Annotated in this window: 9 protein-coding genes; 1 reads left to right on the forward strand and 8 read right to left on the reverse strand. The window is 68.6% G+C overall.

The genetic code is table 11. From position 1 onward, the window contains the following. Positions 1–70: 70 nt before the first annotated feature. Positions 71–832 carry a glycine zipper 2TM domain-containing protein gene (locus J7520_RS02675; protein ID WP_291183558.1) on the reverse strand — a complete coding sequence of 254 codons (762 nt, stop codon included), beginning with the start codon at positions 830–832 and terminating at the stop codon, positions 71–73. Positions 833–1,105: 273 nt separating this feature from the next. Continuing rightward, the gene (locus tag J7520_RS02680) at positions 1,106–3,412 is read right to left on the reverse strand and encodes a Tex family protein (protein ID WP_291183561.1); all 2,307 of its coding nucleotides are present in this window, start codon (positions 3,410–3,412) and stop codon (positions 1,106–1,108) included. Positions 3,413–3,648: 236 nt separating this feature from the next. On the opposite strand from J7520_RS02680, the gene J7520_RS02685 reads away from it, so the two are divergent. Further along, positions 3,649–3,990, forward strand: coding sequence for a zinc ribbon domain-containing protein YjdM (locus J7520_RS02685; RefSeq protein WP_291183564.1), 342 nt, complete (start codon positions 3,649–3,651; stop codon positions 3,988–3,990). Positions 3,991–4,020: 30 nt separating this feature from the next. On the opposite strand, the gene J7520_RS02690 is transcribed toward J7520_RS02685, so the two are convergent. From J7520_RS02690 to J7520_RS02715, 6 genes are all read right to left on the reverse strand, one after another. Further along, positions 4,021–6,399 (reverse strand): TonB-dependent receptor, encoded by a 2,379-nt coding sequence (locus tag J7520_RS02690; protein ID WP_291183567.1) that lies wholly within the window; start codon positions 6,397–6,399, stop codon positions 4,021–4,023. Further along, a complete protein-coding gene (gfa, locus tag J7520_RS02695) occupies positions 6,399–6,974 on the reverse strand; it encodes an S-(hydroxymethyl)glutathione synthase (protein WP_291184884.1) in 576 nt (191 codons plus the stop codon). The genes J7520_RS02690 and gfa overlap by 1 nt, the downstream gene beginning before the upstream one ends. Before the next feature lie 136 nt (positions 6,975–7,110). Continuing rightward, positions 7,111–8,220, reverse strand: a complete 1,110-nt coding sequence (locus J7520_RS02700) for an S-(hydroxymethyl)glutathione dehydrogenase/class III alcohol dehydrogenase (RefSeq protein WP_291183570.1) — start codon at positions 8,218–8,220, stop codon at positions 7,111–7,113. A 215-nt stretch (positions 8,221–8,435) separates the two neighbouring features. Continuing rightward, positions 8,436–9,401 carry a beta-propeller fold lactonase family protein gene (locus J7520_RS02705; protein ID WP_291183573.1) on the reverse strand — a complete coding sequence of 322 codons (966 nt, stop codon included), beginning with the start codon at positions 9,399–9,401 and terminating at the stop codon, positions 8,436–8,438. Between the two features lie 42 nt (positions 9,402–9,443). Beyond that, complete coding sequence (locus J7520_RS02710) at positions 9,444–9,938, reverse strand: c-type cytochrome (protein WP_291183576.1); 495 nt, start codon at positions 9,936–9,938, stop codon at positions 9,444–9,446. 57 nt (positions 9,939–9,995) lie between these two features. Then, positions 9,996–11,612 (reverse strand): quinoprotein dehydrogenase-associated putative ABC transporter substrate-binding protein, encoded by a 1,617-nt coding sequence (locus J7520_RS02715; RefSeq protein WP_291183580.1) that lies wholly within the window; start codon positions 11,610–11,612, stop codon positions 9,996–9,998. Between the last annotated feature and the right edge of the window lie 34 nt (positions 11,613–11,646).

Below are 11,646 nucleotides of genomic sequence, written 5' to 3' on the forward strand. Positions count from 1 at the left end.
CTCGACTGGCCTCGTGGCTCGCAAGGTCAGTCGAGCGTTCCCCACTCTTATTGGGGTGTGAGGATGTCAATCACTCGATCCCGCGCACCGGCAGTTCGACGCGATCCCCCGGATCGTGGTCGAGGCGCACCTTCTGCGTCGAGCCGAGGTATTCGTAGACGACGTCGTAGGCGACGACCTCTTCGCTCGGTTCGTTGACCTCGCGGCAGCGGCGTTCGGTAGTGGTGTAGGTGTTCTTGTTCTGCTGGCCTTGCTGGATCTTCTTGCCGGCGTAGCCGCCGCCGACCGCGCCGGCGACCGTGGCGAGGTCGCGTCCGCGGCCGCCGCCGACCTGGTTGCCGATCACGCCGCCGGCGATCGCGCCGATCACGGTGCCGGCAACCTGGTGTTCGTCCTTCGGCCGTGCCCGGTGCACGACGCGCTCGTCGCGGCAGACCTCGCGTTTGTGGTCGACCTTGCGCTTGATCGGCTGCACGCTGATCACGTTGGCGTAGCGCGGCGCGTTCGCCGGAGCTGCGGGCGCGGCGGCCCGAGGTGCGGCCGCTTCCGCCGAGGTGGCGGATACCGGTGGCGGTGCGGCCGATTCGGCTTGCGGCGGGCTGCCGGAGCCTCGCGGTGCGGCGGCCAGTTCGCGTGCGGTCGGCGCCTGGTCGGACGACTTCGACGGTTCGTTCTGCGGCGGTGGCGTGCCGGCGGGTTCGTTCGGCGCAGGCGCCGCGGCGGGCGCCGCCGTGGTGGCGGTCGCCGGCGGCTTGTCGCCGCAGGCCGCGAGGCCGCCGAACAATGTCGTCGCGATCGCGATCTGCAGGCTGAGTGTGGTGAGAGTCTTCATGGCGACGCCCCAGCTGAAGTCATGCGCCCAGTGTACGGCGCACACCGGCGCGATCCGCCGATCCGGGGATTCCCGTTTGGTGTTCGCTCAGGTGCCTCGCGGGGCATCGTTCACGTGGCGCGCGGCTCTTCTCCCTCTCCCGCTTGCGGGAGAGGGGTGGGGTGAGGGTGGGCGGAGTGAGACGCATGTTTCGCGCGGGTTGCTTTCACGGCTTCCCTCACCCGCGCCTCCGGCGCGACCTCTCCCGCAAGCGGGAGAGGTAACCGCGACGCCTCAGCCCTTGCGCGCCCGCGCGAACGCATCGGCGAACGCGCTGTTCACCGGCGACGGCGCGGAAGCGGGCTTGCGCGCGGGTTGGTCGCGCCGGCCGCCGCCGCGATCGCCGCGTTCCTCGCGCGCGCTGCGCGCTTCGCCTGGCACATCGTCCAGACGCATGCTGAGCGCGATGCGCTGGCGCTGCAGATCGACCTCCATCACCTTGACCTTGACGATGTCGCCGGCCTTGACCGCCTCGCGCGGATCGCGCACGAACTTGTGCGACAGCGCCGACACGTGCACGAGGCCGTCCTGGTGCACGCCGATGTCGACGAAGGCGCCGAACGCGGCGACGTTGGTGACACGGCCTTCGAGCACCATGCCGACGACGAGGTCCTTCAGGTCCTCGACGCCTTCGGCGAATTCCGGCGCGACGAAGGCCGGGCGCGGATCGCGGCCGGGTTTTTCCAGTTCCTTCAGGATGTCGCGCACGGTCGGCAGGCCGAAGCGTTCGTCGGTGAACTGCTCGGGCTTGAGCCCGCGCAGCAGCGAGCCGTCGCCGATCACCTGCTTCGCCTCGCGGCCGCAGGCGGCGATGATGCGCGCGACTACCGGATAGGCTTCCGGATGCACGCCGCTGGCGTCGAGCGGCTCGTCGCCGTCGCCGATGCGCAGGAAGCCGGCGCACTGCTCGAACGCCTTGTCGCCGAGGCGCGGCACTTTCTTCAGCGCCTGGCGCGTGCGGAACGGGCCGTTCTCGTCGCGATGCTTGACGATGTTCTCGGCCACGCTGGAGGAAAGCCCGGCGACGCGCGCGAGCAGTGGCGCCGAGGCCGTGTTGACGTCGACGCCGACCGCGTTGACGCAGTCCTCGACCCTCGCGTCGAGCGCGCGGGCGAGCTTGATCTGGTTGACGTCGTGCTGGTACTGGCCAACGCCGATCGCCTTCGGCTCGATCTTGACCAGCTCGGCCAGCGGATCTTGCAGGCGGCGCGCGATCGACACCGCGCCGCGCAGGCTGACGTCGAGCTGCGGGAACTCCTTCGCCGCGAGTTCGGACGCGGAATACACCGACGCGCCGGCCTCGCTGACGACGATCTTGGCGATCTTGCCGCCGAGTTTCTTGATCACCTCGCCGGCGAGCTTGTCGGTTTCGCGCGAAGCGGTGCCGTTGCCGATCGCGATCAGCGCGACGCCGTGCTTGATGCACAGCGCGCCGAGTTCGGCCAGCGACTGGTCCCATTGCCGGCGCGGCTCGTGCGGATACACCGTCGTCGTCGCCAGCAGCTTGCCGGTGGCGTCGACGACGGCGACCTTGACGCCGGTGCGGATGCCCGGATCGAGCCCCATCACCGCCTTCGGTCCCGCCGGCGCGGCGAGCATGAGGTCCTTGAGGTTGTCGCCGAAGACGCGGATCGCCTCGTCTTCCGCCGCTTCGCGCGAGCGGCCGAACAGGTCCAAGGTCAACGACAGATGCAGCTTCACGCGCCAGGCCAGGCGGCAGGTCTCCAGCAGCCACGCATCGGCGGCGCGACCGCGCGCGGCGATGCCGGCCTGCGCGGCGACGCGGCCTTCCGCCTCGCTGTGGCCCTGCTCGGGCTCCGCGGTCGGCAGCAGTTCGAGCGCGAGCACGCCTTCGTTGCGCGCGCGCAGCAGCGCGAGCAGGCGATGCGAGGGAATCTTCGCGATCGCTTCGGCATGGTCGAAGTAGTCGCGGAACTTCGCGCCTTCGTTCTCCTTGCCTTCGACCACCTTCGCGCGGATCTGGCCCTTGGCCCAGACCCAGTCGCGCAGCTCGCCGACCAGCGCGGCGTCCTCGGCGATCGATTCGATCAGGATCTGGCGCGCGCCGTCTAGCGCGGCCTTCACGTCGGGCACGCCCTTTTCGGCGTCGACGAACGCGGCGGCGCGTTCTTCCGGCGCGACGGTCGGATCTTCGCGCAGGCCCGTCGCGAGCGGTTCGAGTCCGGCTTCGCGCGCGATCTGCGCTTTGGTGCGGCGCTTGGGCTTGTAGGGCAGATACAGGTCTTCCAGGCGCGCCTTGGTGTCGGCTTCGAGAATCTGCGTCTTCAGCGCTTCGTCGAGCTTGCCCTGTTCTTCGATGCTGGCGAGGATCGCCGCGCGGCGGTCCTCCAGTTCGCGCAGATAGCCCAGGCGCTCTTCGAGCAGACGCAGCTGCGTGTCGTCGAGTCCGCCGGTGACTTCCTTGCGGTAGCGTGCGATGAACGGCACGGTCGCTCCGCCGTCGAGCAGTTCGACGGCGGCCTTCACCTGCGCCGGCTGTGCGGCGATGTCCTGGGCGATGCGGTGTTCGATGGAAAGCATGCGGTCGATCGATTCCTGATGTGAAAAGCGCGGCCGGTTAGGCCCGCCGTGGAATTTCCGAAGTCTCGGCGAGTGCTCGCCGTCGTTCCGCACGGACCGCAAAACGAACCGGCGGAAAAGCCAAGGGCCGCGTTCGCGGCCCCTGGAGCCATGGTAGCAGCGTGCTCGCCGCGCGCCGATTCTTGCGCGCGGCGAGCGAATAGAATAGGCGCCCGTTTTCCTCTATCGGCTGCCGCATGCCCACGATCCCGCCCTGTCCCCAATGCACGCTCGAGAATACCTATCCGGACGGCGACAACTTCGTCTGCGCCGATTGCGGCTACGAATGGCCGCAGGCCGGACAGGCGCGGAGCGAGATGGCGCCGGTCGTGCGCGACAGCAACGGCAACCTGCTCGCCGACGGCGACACGGTGGTGGTGATCAAGGATCTCAAGGTCAAGGGTTCGTCGATCCCGCTCAAGCAGGGCACGGTGATCAAGAACATCCGTCTGGTCGAGGACGACGCCGAGCACATCGAAGGCCACTCCGACAAGATCAAGGGCCTGGTGCTGAAGACCTGCTTCCTGCGCAAGGCCTGATTGAGTCGGGCCTGATCGCCGCGCGCAGGGTCACAGCGAGAGCCGCACGCCGATCCATGCGCCGCATGGCGCCGCGGGACCGTAGAAGCGCGGATCCTCGAAACCCGCGAAGATCTCGTCCGCCTCGCCCAGCGTGCCGAAGGTGACGTAGCGCCTGTCGAACACGTTGTCGACGCGCGCGAAGAAACTCAGGCTCCGGTTGAACGCGTAGTTCGCGCGCAGGTTCAGCACGGCGTAGCCGGCGGTTTGCCCGAGCAGGTTGGCTTCGTCGCCGCGCAGGTACTGGCCGGAGTTCGCGACCAGGTCGGCGCCGAGGTCGAGCGACGGCGTGAGCGCGAAATCCGCGCCGAGCTTGAGGCTGTGCCTGGGCAGGCTCGGAATGCGGTCGCCCTTGTGCACGAAGATGCGCCCGTCCTCGTCGGCGTGCGGATGGTGCGCGCTGCTCTCGGCGAACGCGGTGCGGTAGGTCGCGTCGAGGTAGCTGTAGTTCGCGTGCCAGCGCAGGCGCCGCTCCCACAGTGCGCCGGACAGGCTCGCTTCGAGTCCCTGTCGGCGCGTGTCGCCGACGTTGGCGAAGAAGCCTTCGTTCGACTGCACGCCGCCGGTGGACTGGAACAGGATGTCGTCGACGTTGGTGGTGCGGAACAGGCCGACGTGCCAGTTCAGGTGCTCGCCGTTGCCGGGGTTGCCGAAGGTGCCGCGCACGCCGGCTTCCCAGCTCTTCGCGACGACCTGTTTCAGCGGCGGATCGGACAGGAACTGGTTCGGCAGCTTGCACGGCGCGTCCTCGTCCGCGCAGGTCAGCTCGACCGGCGTCGGCGGGCGTGTCGACTCGCTGTAGCCGCCGTAGAAGTTCAGCGCCCGGCTCCATTGGTAAGTCAGTCCGGCGGCCGGGTTGAAGCGCGAGAAGCGATGGCGGCCGTCGAGGTCGGGATTCTCGCCCGTCAGGTCGCGGATCTGCGTGCGCGTGCGGTTGCTGCGGCCGGACAAGGTCAGCGCGAGCGCGTCGGTGATCGACAGCGTGTCGGTCACGAACACGCCGGTGCTGCGCGTGCGGCTGCGCACGCGCAGCGCGTCTTCCGGCACGAACAGGCCCGAGTCCGGCGAGGTGCTGCGGTCCTCGCGCAACATCGCCACCTCGACCGCGGAATCGAATACCAGGCGGCCGTCGGTGTGGTCGAGGCCGACCACGAGCTGGTTCTCCATGCCGCCGATCGGCTGGTCGAAGCTGAGCTGCAACGTGCCGCCGTTGCTTCGCTGCCGGCGATGGCTGAGGTGGTTGATCGCGTCGTACTCCGAGGAGATCGGGTTGCCGTGCTGGTCGAGCACGCGCTCGTCGCCCCCGTCCTCGCACAGGACGTCGTCGTCGTCCTCGCATTCCTCGAAGTCGCTGCCGTCGCCGTTGTAGGAGCGCGTCTTCACTGCGCGGTGGAACAGGTTGAACGACAGCCGCGTGGCTTCGCCGAGATCGAATTTTCCTTGCGCGCTGACCAGGTCCATGCGGTTCGCGGTCTCGTCCGGCGCGGTGAAGATCGCCTTCCAGTCGCGCGCGAGCAGTTCGGCCGGGGCGGCGCCGTTGCCGGTCAGGTCGGTGTCGGCGTGGCCGAGGTGCAGGTCGAGCGAAGCCGCCTCGCCGCGCCACGACAAGGTGCCGTAGAAGTTCTTCGCGTTGGACGGCGACAGGTCGCGCCAGCCGTCCTCGTCGAAGCGGTTGCCCATCAGGTACCAGCCCCAGGCGCCGGAATTGCCGGCGGTCTCGAAGGTCGCCTCGGTGCGGCCGAACGAGCCGCCGTAGAACTCCACGCGCGTGCCCGGATCGCTGAAGCCGGTCTTGGTCTGGATCGAGATCGCGCCGCCGAGCGTGTTGAGCCCGAACACCGGATTGGCGCCGGCGAGCAGGCTCATGCGTTCGATCGCCGCTTCCGGGATCAGGTCCCAGTTGACGGTGTCACCGAACACCTCGTTGACGCGCACGCCGTCGAGATACACCGACAGGCCTTCGGACCCGCCGAGCAGCGGCGTCGCGGTGAAGCCGCGGAACTGCAGATCCGGTTGCAGCGGATTGTTCTGTGCGCTGTTCGCGGTGACGCCGGCGAGATGGCGGCTCATGAACTCGCTGAGGTCGAGCGCCTGCGCGCGGTTCAGCGCCTCGTCGTCGATCGACTGCACCTGGTAGGGCAGCTTCGTCGCGGCGATCTCGGTGCCGGCGATCGGCGTCACGCCGACCACGCCGACGAGGTCGAGCACGGTGACGTTCTCGAGATTCTCCGGCGGTGCATCCGCGGCGCCCGCGCCGCCTGGAACGCCGAGCAGCGCGGCAGCCAGCAGCGCGGCGCGGCGGCAGCCGCGCGGCGACGGCTGTTTCCGATCGGAAGCGGCGTGGTAGTCGCCGCGCCGCCGCGGAAGCATCAGGACTTCAGTACACCGGATTGCTTGGCCGCATGCGTCGCCAGCGCGTCCATCAGCGGCGGATTGAGGCAGTCGTAGGGTTCGAGCCCGACTTCCTTCAGGCGTCCGCGCACGGCGCCCATGTTGGCCGGGTCGGCGCCCGACTCGATGATCGAGGAGACGAACGCGGCGAAGCCGGGCGGTGCCCAGCCGCTCTGCGGCGACAGCTCGGCGTGGATGAAGTCCAGGCCGTGGAACGCGTGCTTGTCGTTCTCGATGCGGCCGAACATGTGCACGCCGCAACCGCTGCAGGCGTGGCGCTGGATCGTGGCTTTCTCGTCGACGATCTTCAGCTTGTCGGCGTTCTCGGTCACGCTGACCTTGTCGCGCGGTACCACGCCGACCACCGAGAACAGCGCGCCTGCCGGCTTCCAGCACTTGGTGCAGCCGCAGGCGTGGTTGTGCAGCACCTGCGATCCGATGCTGACCTTGACCGGGTTCTGCGCACAGTGGCAGACCAGGGTGCCGCCGGCGAAGCCGTCGGCGGCGGGCTTGATTCCGTTGTCGACGGATGGATGGATTGCAACGGCCATGATTGCCTCCCGATTGGCGGCCGCGGTCACGGCCTTGTTGAAGAGAGCGGCCACGGATGACCGCTGATGGAGCTTGCGAAGCAGACGCCGGGCGAGTTCTCGTTGCCGTCCGGACAGCGGCGGTTCCGGACGGGCCGCATCAATACCGAATCACCGAGCGGATCACCTTGCCTTCGTGCATCAGGTCGAACGCGTGGTTGATCTGCTCCAGCGGCAAGGTCTCGGTGACGAACTCGTCGACCTTCAATTCACCGGCGAGATAGCGATCGACGTAGCCCGGCAGCTGCGAGCGACCCTTGACGCCGCCGAACGCCGAGCCGCGCCAGACGCGGCCGGTGACGAGCTGGAACGGACGCGTCGAGATTTCCTGGCCGGCGCCGGCGACGCCGATGATGATCGACTCGCCCCAGCCCTTGTGGCAGCACTCCAGCGCCGAACGCATCACGTTGACGTTGCCGATGCATTCGAACGAGAAGTCGACGCCGCCGTCGGTCAGATCGACGATGACCTGCTGGATCGGCCGGTCGTAGTCCTTCGGATTGACGAAGTCGGTGGCGCCCATCGCCTTGGCCATCTCCCATTTCGACGGATTCAGGTCGACGGCGATGATGCGCGAGGCCTTGGCCATCACCGCGCCCTGCACCACGGCGAGGCCGATGCCACCGAGGCCGAACACGGCGACCGTCGCGCCGGGCCACACCTTGGCGGTGTTCAGCACGGCGCCGATGCCGGTGGTGATGCCGCAGCCGAGCAGGCAGACCTTGTCCAGCGGCGCCTTCGGATTGATCTTCGCCAGCGCGATCTCCGGCAGCACGGTGTACTCGGAGAACGTGCTGGTGCCCATGTAGTGCAGGATCGGCTTGCCCTTGATCGAGAAGCGCGAGGTGCCGTCCGGCATCAGGCCCTTGCCCTGCGTGACGCGGATCGCCTGGCACAGGTTGGTGCGGCCGGAGGTGCAGAACTTGCACACGCCGCATTCGGGCGTGTACAGCGGGATCACATGGTCGCCGGGCTTGACGCTGGTCACGCCGGGGCCGACTTCCTGCACGATGCCGCCGCCCTCGTGACCGAGGATGACCGGGAACAACCCTTCCGGATCGGCGCCGGACTGGGTGAACGCGTCGGTGTGGCACACGCCGGTCGCGACGATCTTGACCAGCACTTCGCCGGCGCGCGGGCCTTCGAGGTCCACTTCCTCGATCTCGAGGGGTTTGCCGGCTTCCCAGGCGACGGCTGCTCTCGTCTTCATCGTTCTCGTTCTCCTTCGATCAACGTCCTCGCGGCAAGGCTGCAATGCGCATGCCATTCGCCGCGCCGATTCGGGCCGTGTGCAAGGCCCGGTTTTTGCTCGCGTTCCGCGCCGGCATCGCGCGGCGTGGAACGTGGGTGAAACGGAAATGGAACACCTTCCGGCGCATCGTTCGCAGCGCGCGGAACAGTGCGCGCGAGGTCTTCGCGCGCCCTTCACTGCGGAATGACGACACCCCACGGCAGTTCGCCGACGGCGATTTCCTTGATCACTTCCAGCGCGTTCGTGTCGACGACGCTGACGCTGTTGGAGCGGCCGTTGGCGACGTAGAGCTTCCCGCCGTCGGGCGTCAGCGCCATGTTCCACGGCCGCTTGCCGACCGGGATTTCCTTGATCACCTTGTCCGTCGCGGCGTCGATCGCCGTGATGCTGCCGGCGCCGCCGTTAGCGACGTAGACGCGCTTGCCGTCCACGCTGGCGATCGCGCCGGCGGCGCGCAGCGCGGTCGGGATGCTGGCGGTCTTGCGGCGCGCGGCGAGGTCGATCACGTCGACCGCGTTGGCGGCTTCCTGCGCCACGTAGACCTTGTTCGCGCCGACGAAGGCGGCGCCGCGCGGATGGCCGCTGGTGGCGATCGTGCCGGTCGAGGCCTTCGCCGCGACGTCGATCACGTCGATGTCGTTGGAGCCTTCGTTGCTGGTCAGCAAGGTCTTGCCGTCCGGCGTGAACTCGCAGTGCTCGGGATTGCGTCCTTTGGTCGGGATGCGCGCCTGGATCGCGAACGTCGCCGCGTCGATCAGCAGCACCACATGCTGGCCTTCGGCGCAGACGGCGAGCGTCTTGCCGTCCGGCGCCAGGCGCACGCCTTCGGCGTCCTCGCCGATCGCGACCTTGTGCCGGATCGTGTCGGCGGCCGGGTCGATCGCGACCAGCTGGTCGTGCTCGGCGTCGACGACGTAGATCGTCTTGCCCTTCGCGTCGGCGTCGATCGCCTGCAGGCGCTTGCCGAGCGCGCCGTTCGCGCTCAGCGTCTTGACCACGGCATCACTCGCGGTGTCGACGACCGAGATGGTGCCGCTCTTCTGGTTCGGCACATAGGCGAGCGGCGCGGCGTGCGCCGCGAACGAGGCGGAAGCGAAGACGGCGGCGAGCGGGTAGGCGAGGGTGGTGCGCGAAACCATGCATGCTCCGATCGGGTGCGGTGGAACACCGATGGTGCCGGATCACCAGTTCTTCGCGGAAGGGTCGCCGGCGTATTTCGAGCGCACGTAGGCGATCAGCTTCCACAGCTCGTCGTCGGTGACCACGCCTTCGAACGGCGGCATGTCGCCGACGACCTTCTCCTGGCCGACGCGCGTATAGCCCTTGGCCTGGAGCGCGGTGCTGCCGAGCTTGACCAGGTTGAACAGCGTGGTGTCGTCGCTGCCGTAGACCCAGGTGTCGTTGATCACCGGCGGGCACATGCCACCGCCGCCGCCGGCGCCGTGGCAGCCGCTGCAGGCCTTCGACACGAATAGGTCCTTGCCCTTGGCGATCGCCTCGGCGTTGTCGGTGTAGGGATTCTTGACGATGTCCAGGCCGTGTTCGTTCTTGCCGCCGGCGGCCGCCGGCTTGTCGGCGTCGCCGCGCGCGCGGGCGTCGTGGAGCGCGCCCAGCGAAAAAACGGTGGCACAGGCCACCGCGAAGGCGGCGGCGGTCAGGGAGGTACGCAATCTCATCAGGGTCTCCATCGTGTTGCGTCGATTCGTCGCCGGCGGGCGAGCCCGGTGTCGCGGTCAGCCATTCGGCCGTCCGCCGAGCAGCGCTTCCACCTGCGCATTGCGCTTCTCGCGCGCGATCTGGAGCGCGGTGCGGCCGTCCGCGCCGCGTGCGGCCGCATCGGCTCCGGCGGCGAGCAATCGCTTCGCCGCGGCGACGTTGTCTTCGGCCGCGGCCAGCATCAGCGAGGTGATGCCGGCGCGGTTCGCCGCGCCGACCTTCGCGCCGCGTTCGATCAGCAGCGCGAGCACGTCGTCGGCGCGTTTGGCGGTGGCGAACATCAGCGGAGTGTAGCCGGCGTTGTTCGACGCGTTGACGTCCGCACCGGCGTCGACGAGCTGCTTGACGCGCGCGAGGTCGCCGTAGGTGATCGCGACCGCGAGCGGGCTCCAGCCGCTGTCGCCGTAGCGGTTCTTGTCCGCGCCCTTGCGCAGCAGCAGGTCGATCATTTCCGCGTCGTTGCGGTAGACGGCGGAGGTCAGCGGCGACCAGCCGCTGCGGTCGGGCAGGTCGATCTTCGCGCCGCGCTCGAGCAGCAGTTCGGCGATCGCCAGGTGGCCTTCGCGCACGGCGGTCTGCAGCGCGTTGTAGTCGAGCCCGGCGATCTCGTCCGGATCGGCGCCGTGGTCGAGCAGGTAGCGCACGCGGTCGGGATCGTTGCCGAGCACGGCGTCGACGAGTTCCTTGCTCGCGTCGGCGCCGGCGGCGAGGCGCGACTTGGTCGCGGCGAGTTCGGACGGCGAGGATTGCGGTGCGTCGCGTCGCGCGTCGAGATGGGCCTTCTCGATCGCGGTGTACGGGCCGTGCTCGGGCAGATCGCCGGAGACCACGCACTCGGCGCAGCGCACCAGCGGCACGCCGTAGTCGACCAGGATCGCCTTGATCTCGTCGCGATGCGCGTCGAGCGCGCGGTCGAGGCGCTGCTTGAGGTCCTTGTCTGCGCGGCGCACGCCGAGCGAGATCGCGAATTCGAGCGGCACGCCGTCGTCGAGCGTGTTCATCGGCAGGAGCGTCAGCGGCGCCTTCTTCCTGGTCGCGTAGTAGCCGCCGATCGGGCCCCAGGTCTCGGCTGCGTCGAGCGTGCCGTCGACCACCGCCTGGACTTGCTTGGCGGGATACTCGGCGGTGCTCGAGTTCGAATCGAAATTGACGTACTGGACCTTGGTCTTCTCCAGCACGCCGTGCGCACGCAGCGCCTCGCGCGCGGGCGAGCTCTGCAGCACGCCGATGTTCAGCGTCTTCAGGACCGGCGCGTCGAGCGAACCGATCTCGTAGCGGCGATCGCTGCGATGGACGAGGACGAAGGTCGACTTGAAGTACGGCTTGGTCGTCAGCGCCATCTCGAAGTCGGACGGCACGTCCATCAGCACGTCGCACTTGCCCGCGGTCAGCGTGTTTCGCACGAGGCCGCGGCCGTAGTACGGGTACCAGTAGTACTCGAGCGTCGTGCCGAGGCCCTTGGCCAGCACCTCGGCGATCTTGTTCTGGAAACCTTCGCCCTTGTTGTCGGACAGCGGCGGGTTGCCGGGATCGGCGCACACGCGCAGCGGCGCGATGTCCTCGACGGCGCCGGCCGGCGCGGCGGCGAGCAAGGCGGTCGACAAGGCCAGGGTCTTGAACGCACTTCGGAACACTTCGATTGGAGAAACCGGCCGCGCCATCGACGAC

The organism is Dokdonella sp. (genome assembly GCF_017744955.1).
Classification (GTDB): Bacteria; Pseudomonadota; Gammaproteobacteria; order Xanthomonadales; family Rhodanobacteraceae; genus Dokdonella_A.